Raw genomic sequence first — 18,236 nt, 5'->3', positions numbered from 1 at the left:
CGCAGAACTGACGAGGAGACCCACTCCTAGCAGAAGAAACAGCATGTGTATCGTCCCTCCAGCACTCAAAGCGCTACCAGCGGTCATCACGAATCCGAGGAATACACCGAAAACGCCAAGAATCGACTGAAAGAGTACCGCAGCGAGGGACGCCTCGTCTCGAGGTAAATCGTTTTCAGTTATCGACTCTACCGATTCGTCTGAAGCCATCATCGGTACGTTCCATCGGATAGATGAAAGTGTATCTGAATGACAGCTCTAAATTACACGCTCGGCGAGAGGAGGGAATTCTTAGAACGTCGTGAGCTCGCCCTCGATCACGCTGCGGGTGATCTCGGTGACGTCCGCGAGCTCTCGGTCGACGATCGCTTCGACGTCGGCCTCGACGTCCGAGACCGAGACGCCGTCGTCCGTGACGACGTGCACGTCGGCGACGTGTGGCTGGTCGATGGGGCGACCGATCTGGGAGAGAAGGCGCACGCGCAGGTCGCGGATCCCGTCGACGTTACCGACGACCTCCTCGGCGATCTGCGTCGAGAGCAGGTTGTAGATCTTCCCGATGTGGTTGACCGGGTTCTTCCCGCTGGTCGCTTCCATCGACATCGAGCGGTTGGGCGTGATGAGACCGTTCGCGCGATTGCCCCGGCCCACGGAGCCGTCGTCGCCCTGCTCGGCGGAGGTGCCGGTGACGGTGAGGTAGATCGAGCCCTCCTCGTAGTCGTCGGCCGTATTGACGTGGACGTTGACCGCGCGGTCCGTGTGCTCGCGCGCGACGCCGTCGACGAACTCCCGGACGGACTCGACGGCCTCGACGTAGCCGTCCATGTTCGGGATGTACTCGTCGACCATCGCCGCGGCGACGGTGACGTCGATCTCCTCGCCCTCGCGCTTGCCCATGATCTTCACGTCCGGACCGAGCGCCGGATTCTCGGCCGCGTACTCGCCGTTCAGTCGTCGCTCGGCCTCGAGGACGATCTCCTCCGTTTCGGTCAGCGGCGCGTGGCCGACGCCGAAACTCGTGTCGTTGGCCATCGGGACGCTCACTTCGTCCTCCCCGAAGACCTCCTGTAAGTCGCCGCTGCCTTCGCCGAGTTTCACGTCGACGACGACGTCCTCACCGACGGTCAACTGGGGAATGTTTTCCTCGAGGTACTCGCGGGCGGCCCGCAGCGCGATCGTCTCGGCGGGGATCGTCTGTCCCTCGTAGTGTTTTGTCGCGCGGCCGACGATCAGCAGGTAGATGGGATCGACGACCTCGCCCCCGCCGAAGGCGGGTGCCGCCTCGCCGGCGACGAGTTGTGTCTCGTCGGTGTTGAAGTGGAGCACTTCGCCGACGCGGTCAAGATACTCGCGTGCGAGCGCCCCGGCGACGCTCTCGGCGATCCCGTCACAGATGGAGTCGGGGTGTCCGATTCCCTTTCGTTCGACGATTTCGACTTCCTGGTCCTCGACCGCTTGCCGCTCGATAGACTCGATCCGGATGTTCCGCTCACTCATTGACGGAAGTTGACGGAGCGAGTTCGTATAACTTGCGGAAACAGACACGTACCAGAAAATGCTTGCAGGTAATGGGGCTGTCAACTGCCAGTCGCTTCGGACTCGAGCAGGAGGCCGAGATACGAGGTTCTGAGCTGGTCGTCGGGATCGAGACCCAGTCGCTCGAGCACGTCGTATGCGCCCTCGCGAGCCGCCTCGAGTTCGGCCTCCCCGTCGACGTCGGTCTCGACCTCGACGTACTCGCCGACGTCGTCGACCGAATCGAGGGTGACCGTGTAGCCCTCGAGCGTGAATCGCTCTCGGTCCTTGCGAACGGTCGCGGCGGGTTCGAAGCCGAGGTTCGCTAGAATCGCGTCCATCGTCTCGCGGTCCGCGACGCTCGTCTCGGCCTCCTCGCGGGTCTTGGACTCGTCGTCGACGAGCGGCCCCTTGTAGGTGACGCGGGTTTCGTCGGGAGCGTCCTCGGGTCGTTCCGAGCGGATCCGTAGCGCCTCGTCGGTCTCGGCGAACTCGCGGTGGGGCGCGTCGTAGTAGGTGTCGACCTGGACGACGGCACCGCGAGGCGTCGCCTCGAGGGCCTCGAGACGGTCGCGGACGGCCTCGAGATCGGCGGGGACCTTCACTTCGACCTCGTACATGGGCGGGGGGAGGGACGGCGGTCGTAAGTATCGGTCGCTCTCGCCCGAAAACGTCGTACTTAAATGTAGACGGCCGGACGTACAACGTATGACTGAGGATCAAGAGGCCGAGCTCGAGGAGCAGGCCGATGACGTCGACGAAGAAGCAGCCGAAGAAGCCGCCGACGAAGCCGAGGGGCTTCAGGAGGGCGACTTCGTCGAACTCGAATACACCGCGTACACCGTCGAAGACGAACAGCTAGTCGACACGACCGACCCCGAGGTCGCCGAGGAAGAGGGCGTCGACCAGGAGGGCCAGGAGTTCAAGCCGCGAACGATCGTGCTGGGCGAGGGCCACATCTTCGAGGCCGTCGAACAGGGGATCGTCGGCTCCGAACCCGGCGACTCCGGCACCGTGACCGTTCCCGCCGAGGACGCCTTCGGCGAGTACGACCCGGACGATGTCCAGACCGTCAGCGCCGAGAAGATCGACGAGGACGACCGCTACCCCGGCGCGAACGTGCAGATCGACGGCCAGCAGGGCTACATCAGCACGATCATCGGCGGCCGCGCCCGCGTCGACTTCAACCACCCGCTGGCCGGCGAGGACGTCGAGTACGAGTACACCGTCACCGAGGAGGTCGACGACCGCGAACAGCAGGCCGCCGGCCTGTTCGAGATGTACCTCGGGATGGAGCCCGAACTCTGGATCGACACGGACGAAGTCGAGGAAGAGGTTCCCGTCGAGCCCGACGAGGACGCGGACGATGATGACGAACCTGCAGAACCCGAGTTCGAGACCGAAACCGTCGAAAAGGAGACGCTCTACCTCGAGGCCACGCCCCAGATGACGATGAACCAGCAGTGGATGATGGGCAAACAGCAGATCGGTCAGGACATCATCGAGAAGGTCGGCGTCGACCGCGTCATCGTCCAGGAAGTCATCGACGGGATGGGCGGCATGGGCATGGGCGGGATGATGGGCGGCATGGGCGGTATGGGCGGCGGCGACATCGAGGAAGCGCTCGAGGACGCCGACGTCGACGCTGACGAGATCGTCGAAGAGCTCGAAGGCGCGGAAGAGTAACACCACCCTGCGATCGTGACCGTTCTGTGGATCGCTGACGACGACCACGGACGTGCGCGTCTCGCCTTTTTCGCGTGCGGGAACGTAGACCCGACCGGCCACGATGGACGATGCGACGAGCGACGACCGCGGAGGGTCGAAATCGGGAACCGGCGTTGGGCAGCCGATTCGGTGGGTGTTACTCACCGGGAACCGCTTCGCGATCGCCGCCGTCCTCTCGGCCGCGCTCGGGACGTCGTATCTGATGCTGTCGATCAGCGGCGTCGCACCGTTGGTGGACACGCAACCGCTGTTGTACGTCTTCAGCGGGCTGATCTCGGGGAACTTCACGCTGATAACCGTCGTCGTCTCGATCAATCAGCTGGTGCTCTCGCGAGAGCTCCGAACGCCGGGTCAACTCGAGTCGGAGATCGAGCGGACGATCGACTTCCGCGAGGAAGTCGAAGCGGTCACGAACCGAACCGCACCGGCCGAACCGGCCGGGTTTCTCCGACTCGTCGCCGAGAGCACGCGCCGAGACGCCCAGCGGCTCGGCGGACTGTCCGTCGGCTCGGTGCCGGCGGATGCTCGGGACGAGATCGACGAGATCACGACGGAGATCACGGACGAGTTCGATCGAATCGACGCCTACATCGAGGCGTCCGCGGACGGTATCTTCAACACGCTCTCGATGATGCTCGAGACGAATTTCGCACACGAGATACAGCGGCTCGAGGCGGTCCAGCGAACGCACGGGGACGACATCCCCGCGGCGGTGGACGAGGCGATCAGCGACGTTCGCGATCGGTTGCGGGAGATGGACGTCGCCCGTCAGTACTTCAAATCGATGTACCTGCAGGTCGAACTCTCCCGGCTCTCGCGATACCTGCTCTACGCGGGTGTCCCCGCCGTCGGCACCGCCATCGCCGCGCTGTTCGTCCTGACCGCGGCGGGGCCTCCCTTCGGGGAATCGGTTCGTGTGGTCCTCTTTCCGACGACCGTCGCAGTGGGCGTCTTCCCCCTCGCGTTGCTGTTCGCGTACATCCTGCGAACGGCGACGGTCACCGAGCGCACCGCCGCGATCACGCCGTTTACGACTCCCGAGCAGGAACCGTGACCGAAGGGGGGAACGGCGGCGATCTCACGCGATATCGCGGCTGGTGTCGATCGCGACTTCCTCCGTGAGTTCGAGCTTGATCGCTTCGGTCGGCTGGCTGCCGCCGCGGAACTTGGGAACCGTGAGATGGTTTTCGAGTTCGCTGCCGGTGATCTTGGTCCGCAGATCGAAGACGGCGTCGACGGCGTGGATGGTCCGTGCACGGTTCGCGGGTTCCTCCGCTCCTTTCAGACAGTGCAAGACAGCGATGCTTCCGGTCTCGAGCATCGTGGCTTTGAGTTCGTTGAGAAAGGCGACGTACTCCTCGGTGTCGCGCCGCTCCAGGACGTCCATCGTGTCGATGATGAGGTTGGCTCCGTCAGGCAGCGCACCGATCAGTCGCGTCGCCTCCTCGATCGGGGTGTCGCTGGTGACGTGTCTGACGGTCGGGCTGCCGACGGACGACGGGGAGGACTCGATGGCGTGGCGGACGGCGTCGTCGGAGCGTTCGGTCGAGAGGTAGAGGGTTCCGCGTGCGGCCGTCAGTTCGTAAAGGAGGAGTTCGGACTGGCTGGCCGGCTCGGCGGTGTACGCGACGAGACATCCCGGGGGGAGTCCGCCGTCGAGCTTTCGATCGAGTACGTCAATTCCGGTATCTAGCCGACCGACCATACAATTGTGACCAATTACTGTAGTGTCTGTATAACTCTTTGCCCTCGGGGGCCGCCCGCTCGAGTCGTCGTCGGCTCTCGGAAACGCAAGCGGATACGGCCTGCAGAGAACTAACGTAACAGTAACGGCCCGCCGAGGACCGACGTGCCGGGGCGGTCCGACGAGAACCGACGCGGTGCGGGCGGCGTCGAATGGGGAGATTCAAGGGGACCGCCACAGCCTACACGAACGAATGCGCCACGATCACCTCATCACGAGCAAACAACTCTCACGGGCGGACATCGAGACCGTTCTCGACTACGCGGCCGAGATCGACGCCGACCCGTCGACCGTCGCGGACCGTCAGGCGGGGACGTTGCTCGGCCTGCTCTTCTTCGAGCCGAGCACGCGGACGAAGATGAGCTTCGAGACCGCGATGAAGCGACTCGGCGGCGACGTCGTCGACATGGGCTCGGTCGAGTCCTCGAGCGTGACGAAGGGAGAGACCCTCGCCGACACCGTCCGCGTCATCGAGGGGTACGCCGACGCGCTCGTCGTGCGCCATCCCAAGCAGGGATCGGCGACGATGGCGAGCGAGTTCGTCGACGTCCCGCTGGTGAACGCGGGCGACGGCGCGGGTCACCACCCGACCCAGACGCTGCTCGATCTCTACACGATCCGGGAGAACGCCGGACTCGACGACCTGACCATCGGCATCATGGGCGATCTGAAGTACGGTCGGACCGTCCACTCGCTGGCCTACGCGCTGACGAACTTCGATACCCGCCAGCACTTCATCAGCCCGGAGAGTCTACAGCTACCGCGGGAGGTCGTCTACGACCTCCACCAGCAACAGGACGGGACCGGCATTCGAGAACACGACGCCCTCGAGGGGATCCTGCCCTCGCTGGACGTCCTCTACGTCACGCGGATCCAGCGCGAGCGCTTCCCCGACGAGAACGAGTACCAGCAGGTCGCCGGCGAGTACCAGATCGACGCCGAGACGCTCGAGGCCGCGAGCGACGATCTGACGGTGATGCATCCGCTACCCCGGGTCGACGAGATCGCGCCCGAGATCGACGAGAGCGATCACGCGGCGTACTTCGAACAGGCGCACAACGGGGTCCCGATCCGAATGGCGCTGCTGGATCTTCTCTTGAGCGACGACGCGGGAATTCGAGGTGACGGCGATGAGTAACGGTCACGACCACCACGACGGCAACGACGATCACGAACTGCGGGTCAGCAAAATCCGCGACGGAACCGTTATCGATCACGTGCACGGGGGCCAGGCGCTGAACGTCCTCGCCATCCTCGGTATCGACGGCACCAACGGCGAGGAGGTCTCCGTCGGGATGAACGTCCCCTCGGATCGCCTCGCGCGCAAGGACATCGTCAAGGTCGAAGGCCGCGAACTGAGCCAGGACGAAGTCGACGTGCTCTCGCTGATCGCGCCCGACGCGACGATCAACATCGTCCGGGGCTTCGACGTCGTGGAGAAACACCGCGTCGAACGACCCGACGTCGTCGAGGGCGTGCTCTCCTGTCCGAACGCCGGCTGTATCACGACCGGCGACGAGCCCGTCACCTCGCGGTTTTCGGTGCTCGAGGACGGCGTGCGCTGTTCGTACTGCGAGACGATCGTTCGCGACGAGATCGCGTCGTTGATCGACACCTGAGATGGATTGCTTCCCGGGTTTCCGGCGCGACTGTGACCATCCTGCGGGTGCGACGACCGACGGGCACCAGTCCGTCTGAGCGACGTGGCGCTCGGCGTCGATTCTCTGGACGGGATGACCATCCAGAATATCTAAGTATTTGCCGCCCGTATTACTCGCTGTACATGTCACGTACCGTCAAAGTCGTACTCGCCCTGTTCGTCATCGCCGTCCTCTACAAGGTCGCCTTCAGCGGCTCGTCGGACGTCGAAGTCGACTACGAACCGACCGAAGAATAGATCCGATTCCGAACGGCTTACGGGGATGGCGGCGTACTCCGAGTTATGTACGGCGTCGTCACCCGTAACGCCGAAGAAGTACGGTGGCCGGAGTTCGACCGCGGCTTCTACGAGGTCAAAGACGTGACCGGCCGGTCCGCCGAACCGATCGCCGACGGGGTAAACATGGTCTCCTGTTTCGGCGACAACGCCGCCGCCGACGCCGATCCGTCGCTGCTCCCCGTCGACGACATGGGCCGACCCGCCGACCGGGAGCGAGAGTACTTCGACTGGGCCTACATCTGTCCGTCCCGCGAGGACTACCGGGAGGGCCTGTTCGAGATTATCGACGACTGCGCCGCCGAAAACGAGGACGTCCGCCTCGACGACATCGGCTTCCCCCGCGCGGAGTACTGTCACTGCGGCGTCTGCGAGCAGGAGTTCGAAGCGAGCGAATACGACGACCGCGTGGAGTGGCGAGCCAGCGTCATCACCGAATTCGTCGAAGAAGCGGTCGAACACATCCCCGGGACGGTCTACATGACGCTCTATCCCGATCCCTATCCCGGCCACCTCCGCGAGCGCGCCGGCATCGACCTCGCGGCCGTCGAGGAGTACGTCGACGAGTTCGTCGTCCCGCTGTACGACACGGCCTACGGGACGACCTACTGGCTCGAGACCATCGCAAAGGGATTCGAGAGCGCACTCGAGACGCCGTTTAATATCGAGTTGTACGCGGTAAACGTCGATGTCGACAACCTGATCCACGCGACCGAGGTCGCCGAGGAGTACGCCAACGGGGTCTTCTTCGGCTACGAGGCGAGCAACGGACGAGCGGCCCTGCGGCGGATGCAGGCCGACGAACGCGAGGGCGTGACCCACGGCGAACCGGATTCCGGCCCGGAGTCCTGACCGCGGTCGGCGTCCACTGTCGGTCCCAAGCGACTATTACTGCCTTCTCTCAGTCGGTATCGGTGTAAAATTCGCCCGACAGCGCATTCTCGAAACGGTTCGACGGCGAGGACCTGTCCCGCACGTATTCCAGTTTATTCGCGTTCGCCCGGGTTACGAGTAGTTACGGCTCGCGGTCGTCCGGGTTACGAGCAGTTACGTCGTGTTCTGGACGGAACCGACGCGGCCCTTTATTTGCGTCTCGGTCGCGCTCAGTCGTGGCCGCGGATCACGGCGGCGACCGCAGGTCCTCAGGTGACTACTATGCGACAGAACCAATCCCAGCAGTCGACGGACACACCGCAGATGGCGGAATCAACGATGGACCAGAGCCAGCAGGCGATGGAGCAACTGATCGAGCTCCAGCGGAACATGGCCCGCATGACGCTCAGCGCGCTCGAGTGGCAAGAGACCGCACAGAAACAGGGGCTCGAGATGACGCGGTCGATGCTGCAGAACACGCCCGGCCAGCAGTTCACGGAGTCGATGATGGAGCGCTATCTGCAGGGAATGGAGGCCGTAATGCCCGAGATGGAGCGGGTCATGGAACAGGGTTTCGAGGCCGTTTCCCAACCCCAGATGAATCAGCGAGAGCAAATGGGGGGCCAGCGCGAGCAGATGGGCGGACAGTTCACTGACCGCGGACGACAGGACCAACGGGAGAGCGCTCAGTACGGAACGCGCGGCCGGATGGAATCCCAGCCACCCCAGGCTCGAGGAAGCCACCCCTCGACCCAGGGACTGCAGCGCCAGTCGACTGGAAGCCAGCAGACGGGACAGTCAACGAGCGCGCAGGGTGCGACGGATCGGCAGGGAATCGATCAGCAACCCGAAACGTCGATGGGTCAACAACGAGGGATGCAGCCGGGTCAACGACAAGGGATGCAGCAAGGCCATCAACAAGGAATGCAGCCGAATCAACAGCAGGGGACGGGGGGAGATCAACAAGAGACGAGCGACCGCTCTCAGTCTCAGCAGCCCCAGCAGTCTCAGCAGTCCCAACAGTACACACAGACCGGCGAGTGGATCTCGCCGGGGGAATACGGCGGTGAATCGGCCGGTGCGACCGGCTCCCAGCAGCAGCCGATGACGACTGAGCCGAGCCACTCGAGGCAGTCCGAGTTTCAGCAGTTCGGACAGGGCCACCAGCAAGATCGTCAGACACAGGGGCCCCGCCAACGGCCTGAAACGCAGCAACACCGGGGGACCGAAACGCGGCAGGGACAGGAGCGAGCCCAGCACGGTGGCCCGACCCAACGCAATGAACAGGGGCTCCCCGACCGGGAACGCGGACAGTCGGCACGGCAACGACAGTCGCCCATGCAGACCGGCCAGGGCCGCTTGCGAGAGCAGTACTCACAGCCGATCGATCCCGACCGGCGGGGACAGGGCGAACGGCACTCCTCGACGGATCGAGGGCAGCAAGGACAGTCGGCCCAGCGCGGGCCACCGTCTCCGCGCAGTTCCGAAACGGACGCGGTCCGCGAGCCCGATCGCGACGAACCGAACGTGACCGACGAGACCGATGAGACGAACGAAACGGATCGCTCGGCGGACCGATCCGCGCGATCGGCCGCACCCGAGGAGGACGCCGACGAGGAGCACGGTATCGATGAAGAGTAGCGAGGGCAACCGAACCCGGACCCTTCGGTGACATGCGGCTCGAGACGTTTTTCGAGGTGAATCAGGCTCCACGGACCCCGCGGCGGTAACGGGACGAAAAAACGACGATCGTGTTGCAGCCGGGACGGTCGATCCGAAGGAACCCGAGGAACGGTATTATCGGGTGTTGTCGTTGCCGAGGAGGTCGTCATCGTCGTCGTCTCGTATCACGCCCTCGTCGTCGCTGCCGCTAATATCGTTTTCGTCCCGATCGATACCGCGATCGTCCGTCGTTCCGGTGCCGGTTCCGGTCGTTCCGGTATCCATATCGCCGGTCGTGTTGGCACCGGAGAGGTCTCGCTCGAGGCGGATTTCGTCGTCTGTCACGCGACCGATCGCCTCCTCTTGCAGCGGGTACGTATCTTCACCGCTATCGCCCCAGCCGAGTGTGGCCTTGATCGAGTCCGTGATTCCGGGGTCCGGTTCGACGTGGGCTGTACCGTGCTCGACGGTAGTGATCATTCCGACCTCGTCACCGTCTGCGTTGACGACGGACTTGCCAACGTCATCTTCGGTAATCTGTGGGGACATTGCGTTTTGACGAAGGATAGATTTGTGCAAGGTCGTGGTGCTTGCGGACGCTTGCGACCGGACGCGTTTCGGGTTGCGAGACGGATAGTCGGACGAACGCGAGTCCGGTTCGATTACTCGAACTCCGGTTCCCGATCCTCGAGGAAGGCGGTCACGCCCTCCTCGTGAGCGGCCGACGTGCGGGCCTGAGCCTGCAGCAGGTTCTCGTAGTCCAGCGCGTCGTCCCACGACCGACCTAGGTTCTCGTGCATCGCCTGTTTCATCATACCGATCGTGGCCGTGGGCCCGTTCGCGAGGCCGTCGACCGTCTCTGCGACCCGATCGTCGAGCTCCGCGGCGGGGACCGCCTCGTTGACCAGCTCGAGGTCGGCCGCGCGTTCGGCGTCAAAGAACTCGCCGGTGAAAGCGAGTTGCTTTGCCGCTCGGAGCCCCACGATGCGGGGGAGCATGACGGTCCCGCCGGTGTCGGGAACCAGGCCGACCCTGACGAACGCACACGAGAACGTCGCGTCGGCGGCGGCGTAGGCGATGTCCGCGAGCGCGACGATCGAGAGCCCCGCGCCGATGGCGTCGCCGTTGACCTTCGCGACGATCGGCACCGGGCATTCGAGCATCGCCTCGACGACGCGGCCGAAGGTTTCGGTGACCTCCTCGTAGGCGGCCGTGGACGATTCGGGCGTCTCCGCCAGCGACTCGAGGTCGCCGCCGGCGCTGAATGCGTCGCCCGCGCCGGTGATGACGATCACGTCGTCGGTCTCCGGAGTAGCCCCTTCGATCGCGTCGGCCAGTTCGTCCGCGGTCTCCGTCGTGAGTGCGTTGAGCGCATCCGGGCGGTCGAACGTCAGTCGTAACACACCGCCGTCGCTGTTGATCTTCATGCCCTACATGTCGTGTGCGAGGATAGTAATGGTAGGTGGTCTCCGCACGCACCGTCAGTACTGTGTCCGCCTCAAGGTGCGTATTCAACTCGGAGGGCACTCTCGGTCGGTGGACAGCCGGTAAAAACATCGAGTCGGTCGTCGGACGGGACCACCTCTAGTAACCGCTGAAAGTCACTGCGCGCCTAATCGAACGATAGCGTTGCGATCAGTGTGCAAATCGTATCAGCGGCTACTATAGAGACGAGCGCGTTCAGTTCGTCGGAATCGCCGGTGCGGCGGCGTCCTCTTCGGTCACGTTGAGTTCGGACGTGACGAGCGCGCGGTAAGCTCGGCGTAGACGCTCCGAGAGCGCCTGATGGGAGATTCCCAGTTCCTCGGATAGTTCCTGCATCGAGACCTCGCGCGGAATTTCGAAGTAGCCGTGATCGATCGCCGCGACCAGCGTCTCGTACTGGCGGGCCGTCAGGCCACACTGGGAGTGGCTTTCCTCGGCCAGATCGAAGAGTCGGACGATCGTCGGCGTCACGTCGTTGTCGTCGAGACGGTCGTACAGTGAACTGACGCTCTCGCGGTCGACCACGCGGACGCTGAGCAGCCACGTGCCGTTGGACGCCGAAGCGCTCAGTACCGTCCCGCCCTCCTCGAGGACGATCTCGAAGGGGTCGACCGTGTTGGGTTCGAACTCGATGTCGTAGAGCCAGCGGTCCTCGTCGCTACTGATCTGGGAGTACGTCCCGATGGCGCCCGCCTCGTCGAGTGCGTCCTCGACCTCCGACTGTGATGGGCCGGAGAGCCAGAGGCCGTGACCGCTCGAGGCGATCACTCGCTCCATCTCGCACGTGAGTGAGGGAACGGACTCGAACAGCTCGCCGGTTCCGGTTCCGTCTGCCGGAATCTCGATGTCTGCGATAGATGTCATGAGTCTCACCCGTAAATAGAACGAGGACATCCATAACCCCACTTCCAAAGCACTTAGAAGAGATTAGAGTGACTATCACTCTGCCTGATTGGTTCGCGAGATTAGAAGCGCGACAGCGTCGCAGAGACGGCGAATGAGCATGTCGTACCGTTCCGATCAGCAGTTGGACGGTGACGGTGACCACGACCGTGATCAGAGCGAGCGCGATCGGAACATCGCATCAGCCTCGCTCGCGAGTGCCGAGACGCGGATTTCCGTCACCGTGATTCGCGGTGTGTACGCGACCATCAGCGCACCGAACTCGTTGATCGTCCGGCCCAGCGGCAGCACCACGTTGGAACGATTCCGGCGGCGATGGGTTTGCGCGCGAGCAAAAACGACGAGAAACGGTATGGCAACGAACGGCTAGACCAGGATGACGCTGACCTGACTGCCCGCGGCGAGCACCGCTCGACGGTTTCTCGGAGCCGACCCGAACCGGTCGTCGTGGCTGGGCAGACGCCCCCTTCGATCACCCGCGCTGTTGGCACGTCGCTGTTCGAACCGACGAGTCGTTTCGTCAGAACAGTTCGACGCGGATCCGGTCGACCGCGAGGTCGTCGGCGACGGCTTCGGCGTCGGACTCGAGACGAACCCTCGCGTGACCGGTTCGCTCGAACGCAAGCCCCTCACGTGACGGTGTCGGCGGACGGGGTCGCTCGAGCGTCGGGGTGCACACCTTCTACGTCGGTCGTTTGAAACGCAGCGACGATCCTCCGGGCGAGCGAAACTGTTTCGCCTGTCGAGTCAGTCAGTGCAATCGCTTAACTCGCTGCTAAGGACTCGAACGGCCGGCGAGCTGATTCCGCTTGTACCTGCTCGAGAGCCCGTCAGGAACGGTTTGACCGACCGTTCAATCATTTCAACGGGTTCGGATTGAATTACCTCGATTATACGTAATAGGCACCGTTTCTGAGGGGGAGTCGTGACTTCAAACGACTCACGAACTATGCGGTTCGGTCGGCGATCGTATCTGAAAGGCTGTGTCGTCGGACTGGGTTCGACGCTCTCAGTTGCCGGGGTGGCGGGAGCGCAGAGCGGGGAACAGACCGAACAACAATACGGGACCGTCGTCGACGTGGTCGAGGCCGGCGCAGACAACGAGGGCGACGAGTCTATCACGCCCGTCTTGCGCGAACACGTCGATGACGATACGCTCCTCACATTCCCGCCGGGGCGGTACTACATGGACGAGCAACTGCGGCTCACCGGGTTCGAAAACGTCGGGTTCGTCGGCGAGGACGCGACGCTGGTCCCGGCGCCCTACCACGAGTTCGATGGCCCGCAGTATCGCCTGTTCCGGATGGGAACGAGCGACACCCCCGGACGGACGCTCCGCTTCGAGGGATTCGACATCGACCAGACGGCGTCGAACACGGGGATCCGCGTCCTCAGTGCCCAGATCGAGGACGGTCTCGTCGTGCGGAACGTCTTCGTCCGCGGCGTCCACGACAGCGGGACGTGGGGGCCGGGGCTGTTCAACATCACCGACCCCGACGGGCGCGGTCTCGTCGAGCGCTTCTGTGCGGCCGACGGCGCCGATCACGTCGACGACACGCCGAACGCGGGGAACCTGTGGCGCGGACCGACCGGAATCGCGGCCGACCAAAATCACCGCGGAACGCTCGTGTTCGACGACTGCGTGCTCGGCGGCTTTCCGGACAACGGACTGTACGCCTCGAGCGAAACCGGTCGAGTCGACGTCGACGGCGGCCGATTCCAGAACAGCGCGACCGCCTCGATCCGCCTCGGCGGCGCGACGGGCACGATCAGGGACGCGACCATCGTCGTCGACGAGAATCCGCACGACTCGAACGGTCAGCACGCGATTCGTCTCGATCGCGGGGACCAGTTCGCACTCGAGGGCGTCAGTATCGACGTCCCCAAGCCGAACGGTGACGCGATCAAAATCATGAACAGCGTCGACACCACCTCGATCACGGGTTCGGAGATTTCCGTCGCCGACGGTTCGAGCAACGGGATCCGGATCGACCCCAAGGCGGGAGCGACGGCGATCCAAGACGTCGACATCGAGATCAACGGGAGCGCAAACGCGGTTCAGATCCGCGGGCAGGACGCCGGAGCGGTCGACCTGCAAGACGTTCGAATCACCGGCGACGCGGACGGATCGACGATGCGCCACGCGATCCTCTGTGAGCGAAACGGCTGTCGGTTCGACGGGCTCTCGGTCGAACAGCGCGGCCCCAACAAGCGACGCGGCCTCGAGCTGCGGGGCGACAACGCGACCCTCGTCGACTCGGAATTCACGACGACGCACACGCCGATCGTCGTCCACGGTGCGGATGACGTGGCGATCGAGAACTGTTACGCCAATTCCCTGACGGACAGTAACTCCCTGACCATCATCAGCGACTCCGGTTCCGTCTCCCTCGCGAACAACGAGTTCCCCGACGGGGTTCGAGACACTCGGTAACGCGGCGGCTCGCGTCGCGTTATATCGGGTGGTTCGACTTACTTCTGGCTCGAGTGCTCGGAGGAGTTTCGCTCCGTTACTGGCTGAGATCCATCTCCGTCTCGATTGAGGATCGGTTTTGCCATTTGCGAATTCGCTCGCGGCGAGAAGCGGGCCGGGCGCGAGATGATTCTGGTTGCGGTGCCGGGGTGCAGTAGCTCCCGGGACGCCGAACCAGCAGTCTTTGCGGTTAGCGCTTACGCGCGAACACGCAAAGGAGACACGGACCGTCTGATTAAGGGCCTGTCCTGCCGGACTATCAACTCACTTCCCCTCAACCAGTGGGCAACTTTCCGTCGACACCTGGCATCTAGAGGCGGACAAATGACAAAATTAGAACCACTCGAACCAGAACACGCAGTCCAGATGTATCTCAAGCAGCGTCAAAATAATGTTGCAAAGTCAACACACAATGCCCATAGACTCCGACTCAAACATTTCGTTCGTTGGTGTGACGAACAGTCCATTAATAACCTTAATGAACTCAACGGACGGAAGCTATTCGAATTTCAACAATGGAGAAAACAGGATGGCGAACTGAATCGAGTTTCCGTTCGGACTCAGCTCTCTACCCTCAAACAAGCGATCAAGTTCTGGGAGTCAATCGACGCAGTACACCCTAATCTCCACGAGAAGGTGGATATGCCTGAGTTACGGAATGGAGATGGTGTCCGATCAGTACAGATTGAAGAGGAACACGTTCAGCGTATACTCGAGAAACTCGACCGATTCGATTACGCTAGCCTAAGGCACGTCATCGTCCTCCTACTCTGGCGTACTGCAATGCGGATGGGGTCCCTACGCTCGCTCGACGTAGACGATGTCAGTCTCAAGGATGGCTACCTCGAGCTCAAACACCGGGATGAGTATGGTACACCACTGAAGAACGGGCAGAGTGGAGAGCGTTCCGTGGCACTCTCGGAAGATACAACTCACGTGATTGAAGACTGGATCGAGCATCGTCATCCCAGGACCAACGATGAGTATGGACGGACACCTCTCGTTGCCACCAACTATGGTCGTATCAGTCGCTCCAATATCCGGAAAAACGTGTATTTAGTGTCATCGCCACAGTTCCTCGGAGACGACTGCTCCTGTGATGTTAACGAGCACAGTTACGAGCGAATCCACAAATGCGACGATGCTGTCAGTCCTCACGCGTTCCGACGTGGGTCAATAACACATATGATACGAAATGATGTTCCAAAAGAAGTAGTCTCGGGACGAAGTGATGTGAGTCCCGATGTAATGGACAAACACTACAACGAGATGACTGAAAAAGAGAAAATGTCGCAACGACGGGAATATCTAGATAATATCTAATACTCATTGACCAGTAGTTCCAAGTCTTATTACTGGAGGTGATAATGGAATTGAGGCATATGTTATACAAAGAACTCTGCTAAGCTATTCTCGACAGAAATCCTATCCTCTTGAAGGGCAAATCTATATGGATCATCGTCAATGATTTCGAGATAACTTGCTTTGATTGGTTTAATAGTCCATTCTAGTGATGGATTATATCTAGTCTCCCTTAGATATAACCATTTAGGTGCGACAAGAACGTGAGAATAGCCTGCAATTGAATAATCATATAATTGGTTGATAGCTTCTTTCTGCATTCCCGAAGACGATTGCGATTTTATTTCAAATGCTATGCCTTTTAGATCTTCAGATACCGTATCTTTTATGTCGATCACAACATCTATTTTTCTCCTTTTTCCAGATTGGGGTGGGCTTATCCAACGCTCAGTACCAACGGAGACGGTAGATGGATTCTCATAATACACCTCAACATAGTCGCAAAGGCGTTCTTTGAGTTTCTTCTGTATCATTTTGTGGTTGGACCGTATATGTGGGTAATCATCTCCCATACATCTACTATCTTCCTTGTTTCCATTAGTTATGCATCCTCAGTGGCGTAATAATATATTTTGTTAACAACATTGAAGACGTATCGAAGGGGTATTTCTATTGAACAAGATCTGTTTAGATAGAACCAGCAGAGGTATTGTTACTACTGTTTGGAATTATGCTGCTAGCCAAATTTCAGGTACCATGAGTCTTAATCGCACAGATAGCGTCTCAACCCATATTGAGGGACTCTATCAATATTGTTTTGAGAACATGTAAGCAACTACGTTCCCAGAAATATCTTTAGTCCGTAACATTCAGAATAGTGTATTTTGATTCTCATCCTCACAGTTCTCCTCATACCATTCAAGCTTGTGATTAGGTGACTCTCGCTGTTGCCAGTGATCTTCATCGTCTGGAGCTTTACTAGCGACGTGACCGGCGAGTGACTCTGGGTCATCGAATGTTGATGTGCAGCCATCGATTGGGCAAATATAGCGCTTCATGCTATTCCAATCTATAAGCTTACTTGAATTACTTCTGATACCGATTCGAGATGATAACAGGAATCTCCACATGGACCGAACAGGACAAAACCTGCCTAGGTAATGAGTGTCGGAATCTCGCCAAGTAGGCTAATGTCGATGTTGTCCCAATTACAATAGTTGAGGATCAGATGGCTTGGACAAAGGTGGAGATTCTATCGGGAGCTGTCATGTCGACGATCACGGCGGGCATCCAAGTGTAAATGTCGTCGCTTAGACAGCAGTAGGGGTGGGAAGTAATTTCGAAGACGGTAACTCAGGACGACATCGACAGTAGACACAACCGGGACACTGTCTCAGCAAATGGTCTACTAAACCGATAAGGGACCTGTTGGGGCTATATCGATCTCCCCAGCATTTGTCTTGAGCAGTTTACTCCTCTTTCGGATGTTGGTTTTCATAATATAGTGTGTTTTATAATGAATCCTGAATCCTTTCGTCGACGAAGGTCGGCCGGTGGATATATCAGAAAAAAGTTCGTTTCAAACCTTACTAATCAATCTGATAGTTATCTCAGACACTCGAGGTTATTGACTAAAACAAGTCACATGTTTATGACTAACAAAACCGACGGTTGTCCCGAATATGGTAACGACTTTATGATTTTAAACGGCGGATGTACCCTTTGCCCCAACTGCGGGTTCAGTCCCTGTTCGTAACGACTGGGGGATCCCAGCAGTAGCTACAATCGATTCTGACAGGGACCACGTCGATTCAGATCGTTTTCAACTTCGTCTGAATGGTTTCCATCGTATCGAAACTGAAATCGCACAGGTCGTCTCCTATTCCTTCTAATAGGATATTCATTTAGGTTAATTCGAATTTTTCTAAACCTACAGTAGTGCCGTCCCTCGAGAAGTTCAACAGTTGCCTCTGAACCGATTCCTCGAGATCGGAATGGCGAACCATTCAGCGCCCCACTGAATGCGCTGAGTCGCCTGTGAGCCGGCTACGATTGGATCCCAGCGCGCATCGATAGAGCGGATCCCCGACATAGCTCGAGAGAAGGAGGTCGACTTCTCTCCTCAGGAATACCCCCTCCCCCTGAGTAGGGAAAGGGGTCTACAGGGGATAGGGTTCGTTTGAAACAAACAGTGGTTTGCTTCTACTACAAGTTAACGAAGAGTGTAGTTTTGAAACATACAGCTGTCTGTTTTATATCACAACGACAGCTACAGCACAACTATGGGCCGTCACATCGAAGATGAGACGTCCCTAACAGCACTAAGGATTGGGGTCTTGTTGTGGGTAACAGCACTGCAGTGTTGTAGTGAAGAAGGCTACAGCAGACAGTGGTTGCCTCCTAACGAACAGCAGGGCCTCTGACGTCGTTCCTCCCGACTGAGATCCCCTCTGACCAGATCGTGGACATCTTCCTTCTTGAGTGAGCTCAATCCGACTCGAGGTTCTATCTCTCAATTCTTGCAACGTTAACTTAGAACCGCCAGCAAAGAGAACACGGTTGGGGTTGTTTTGTATTAGACCTATTCTCTCTGGGATAGCAGAACTTAGCTAATT

General features: G+C 60.1%; 17 protein-coding genes and 1 pseudogene. 9 read left to right on the top strand and 9 right to left on the bottom strand.

Annotation, left to right across the window (positions count from 1 at the left end; translation table 11 throughout):
- Positions 1–291: 291 nt before the first annotated feature.
- Complete coding sequence (locus LDH74_RS04460) at positions 292–1,497, bottom strand: methionine adenosyltransferase (protein WP_226041329.1); 1,206 nt, start codon at positions 1,495–1,497, stop codon at positions 292–294.
- 80 nt (positions 1,498–1,577) lie between these two features.
- Entirely contained in the window at positions 1,578–2,135 is a 558-nt protein-coding gene (gene cyaB / locus LDH74_RS04455; RefSeq protein WP_226041328.1) for a class IV adenylate cyclase, read from the bottom strand.
- An 88-nt stretch (positions 2,136–2,223) separates the two neighbouring features.
- On the opposite strand from cyaB, the gene LDH74_RS04450 reads away from it, so the two are divergent.
- Together LDH74_RS04450 and LDH74_RS04445 are read left to right on the top strand one after the other, a co-directional pair.
- On the top strand, positions 2,224–3,201 hold the full coding sequence (locus LDH74_RS04450) for a peptidylprolyl isomerase (protein WP_226041327.1): 978 nt from the start codon (positions 2,224–2,226) through the stop codon (positions 3,199–3,201).
- Positions 3,202–3,304: 103 nt separating this feature from the next.
- Entirely contained in the window at positions 3,305–4,297 is a 993-nt protein-coding gene (locus LDH74_RS04445) for a hypothetical protein (protein WP_226041326.1), read from the top strand.
- A gap of 24 nt (positions 4,298–4,321) precedes the next feature.
- Here LDH74_RS04445 and LDH74_RS04440 read toward each other — a convergent pair whose 3' ends face one another.
- Positions 4,322–4,948, bottom strand: a complete 627-nt coding sequence (locus tag LDH74_RS04440; protein WP_226041325.1) for an ATPase domain-containing protein — start codon at positions 4,946–4,948, stop codon at positions 4,322–4,324.
- A gap of 232 nt (positions 4,949–5,180) precedes the next feature.
- Here LDH74_RS04440 and pyrB point away from each other — a divergent pair, with 232 nt between their 5' ends.
- The 4 genes from pyrB (at position 5,181) to LDH74_RS04420 (ending at position 9,437) form a co-directional block, all read left to right on the top strand.
- The gene (pyrB, locus tag LDH74_RS04435) at positions 5,181–6,125 is read left to right on the top strand and encodes an aspartate carbamoyltransferase (protein WP_226041324.1); all 945 of its coding nucleotides are present in this window, start codon (positions 5,181–5,183) and stop codon (positions 6,123–6,125) included.
- Entirely contained in the window at positions 6,118–6,606 is a 489-nt protein-coding gene (gene pyrI, locus LDH74_RS04430) for an aspartate carbamoyltransferase regulatory subunit (protein WP_226041323.1), read from the top strand. The genes pyrB and pyrI overlap by 8 nt, the downstream gene beginning before the upstream one ends.
- Positions 6,607–6,929: 323 nt before the next feature.
- Positions 6,930–7,775, top strand: coding sequence for a hypothetical protein (locus LDH74_RS04425; protein ID WP_226041322.1), 846 nt, complete (start codon positions 6,930–6,932; stop codon positions 7,773–7,775).
- A gap of 303 nt (positions 7,776–8,078) precedes the next feature.
- Positions 8,079–9,437, top strand: coding sequence for a hypothetical protein (locus LDH74_RS04420; protein WP_226041321.1), 1,359 nt, complete (start codon positions 8,079–8,081; stop codon positions 9,435–9,437).
- Between the two features lie 156 nt (positions 9,438–9,593).
- Here the strand turns inward: LDH74_RS04420 and LDH74_RS04415 are convergent, their stop codons facing one another.
- The 5 genes from LDH74_RS04415 to LDH74_RS04395 form a co-directional block, all read right to left on the bottom strand.
- A complete protein-coding gene (locus LDH74_RS04415) occupies positions 9,594–10,007 on the bottom strand; it encodes a hypothetical protein (RefSeq protein WP_226041320.1) in 414 nt (137 codons plus the stop codon).
- Positions 10,008–10,120: 113 nt separating this feature from the next.
- Entirely contained in the window at positions 10,121–10,885 is a 765-nt protein-coding gene (locus LDH74_RS04410) for an enoyl-CoA hydratase-related protein (RefSeq protein WP_226041319.1), read from the bottom strand.
- Between the two features lie 253 nt (positions 10,886–11,138).
- Positions 11,139–11,807, bottom strand: a complete 669-nt coding sequence (locus LDH74_RS04405) for a helix-turn-helix domain-containing protein (protein ID WP_226041318.1) — start codon at positions 11,805–11,807, stop codon at positions 11,139–11,141.
- A 192-nt stretch (positions 11,808–11,999) separates the two neighbouring features.
- Positions 12,000–12,140 carry a hypothetical protein gene (locus LDH74_RS04400; protein WP_226041317.1) on the bottom strand — a complete coding sequence of 47 codons (141 nt, stop codon included), beginning with the start codon at positions 12,138–12,140 and terminating at the stop codon, positions 12,000–12,002.
- Positions 12,141–12,366: 226 nt separating this feature from the next.
- Entirely contained in the window at positions 12,367–12,525 is a 159-nt protein-coding gene (locus LDH74_RS04395) for a hypothetical protein (protein WP_226041316.1), read from the bottom strand.
- Between the two features lie 270 nt (positions 12,526–12,795).
- On the opposite strand from LDH74_RS04395, the gene LDH74_RS04390 reads away from it, so the two are divergent.
- From LDH74_RS04390 to LDH74_RS04380, 3 genes and pseudogenes are all read left to right on the top strand, one after another.
- Entirely contained in the window at positions 12,796–14,280 is a 1,485-nt protein-coding gene (locus LDH74_RS04390) for a hypothetical protein (protein WP_226041315.1), read from the top strand.
- Between the two features lie 165 nt (positions 14,281–14,445).
- Positions 14,446–14,901: pseudogene (locus tag LDH74_RS26630) on the top strand (site-specific integrase); the annotation flags it as partial.
- A gap of 60 nt (positions 14,902–14,961) precedes the next feature.
- A complete protein-coding gene (locus LDH74_RS04380) occupies positions 14,962–15,642 on the top strand; it encodes a site-specific integrase (RefSeq protein ID WP_226042499.1) in 681 nt (226 codons plus the stop codon).
- A 62-nt stretch (positions 15,643–15,704) separates the two neighbouring features.
- Here LDH74_RS04380 and LDH74_RS04375 read toward each other — a convergent pair whose 3' ends face one another.
- On the bottom strand, positions 15,705–16,193 hold the full coding sequence (locus tag LDH74_RS04375) for a hypothetical protein (protein ID WP_226041314.1): 489 nt from the start codon (positions 16,191–16,193) through the stop codon (positions 15,705–15,707).
- Positions 16,194–18,236: the final 2,043 nt, after the last annotated feature.

It is taken from the genome of Natrinema sp. DC36 (genome assembly GCF_020405225.1).
In the GTDB taxonomy this organism is placed as follows: Archaea; Halobacteriota; Halobacteria; order Halobacteriales; family Natrialbaceae; genus Natrinema.
This window is presented reverse-complemented; position numbering and strand designations above follow the sequence as displayed.

Excerpts from the sequence above, each read along its gene's own strand:
- LDH74_RS04450 (WP_226041327.1), top strand. The coding sequence starts at position 2,224 with ATGACTGAGGATCAAGAGGCCGAGCTCGAGGAGCAGGCCGATGACGTC.
- LDH74_RS04405 (WP_226041318.1), bottom strand. The coding sequence starts at position 11,807 with ATGACATCTATCGCAGACATCGAGATTCCGGCAGACGGAACCGGAACC.
- LDH74_RS04415 (WP_226041320.1), bottom strand. The coding sequence starts at position 10,007 with ATGTCCCCACAGATTACCGAAGATGACGTTGGCAAGTCCGTCGTCAAC.
- LDH74_RS04445 (WP_226041326.1), top strand. The coding sequence starts at position 3,305 with ATGGACGATGCGACGAGCGACGACCGCGGAGGGTCGAAATCGGGAACC.
- cyaB (WP_226041328.1), bottom strand. The coding sequence starts at position 2,135 with ATGTACGAGGTCGAAGTGAAGGTCCCCGCCGATCTCGAGGCCGTCCGC.
- LDH74_RS04425 (WP_226041322.1), top strand. The coding sequence starts at position 6,930 with ATGTACGGCGTCGTCACCCGTAACGCCGAAGAAGTACGGTGGCCGGAG.
- pyrB (WP_226041324.1), top strand. The coding sequence starts at position 5,181 with ATGCGCCACGATCACCTCATCACGAGCAAACAACTCTCACGGGCGGAC.
- LDH74_RS04390 (WP_226041315.1), top strand. The coding sequence starts at position 12,796 with ATGCGGTTCGGTCGGCGATCGTATCTGAAAGGCTGTGTCGTCGGACTG.
- LDH74_RS04440 (WP_226041325.1), bottom strand. The coding sequence starts at position 4,948 with ATGGTCGGTCGGCTAGATACCGGAATTGACGTACTCGATCGAAAGCTC.
- pyrI (WP_226041323.1), top strand. The coding sequence starts at position 6,118 with ATGAGTAACGGTCACGACCACCACGACGGCAACGACGATCACGAACTG.
- LDH74_RS04410 (WP_226041319.1), bottom strand. The coding sequence starts at position 10,885 with ATGAAGATCAACAGCGACGGCGGTGTGTTACGACTGACGTTCGACCGC.
- LDH74_RS04380 (WP_226042499.1), top strand. The coding sequence starts at position 14,962 with ATGCCTGAGTTACGGAATGGAGATGGTGTCCGATCAGTACAGATTGAA.
- LDH74_RS04375 (WP_226041314.1), bottom strand. The coding sequence starts at position 16,193 with ATGGGAGATGATTACCCACATATACGGTCCAACCACAAAATGATACAG.
- LDH74_RS04420 (WP_226041321.1), top strand. The coding sequence starts at position 8,079 with ATGCGACAGAACCAATCCCAGCAGTCGACGGACACACCGCAGATGGCG.
- LDH74_RS04460 (WP_226041329.1), bottom strand. The coding sequence starts at position 1,497 with ATGAGTGAGCGGAACATCCGGATCGAGTCTATCGAGCGGCAAGCGGTC.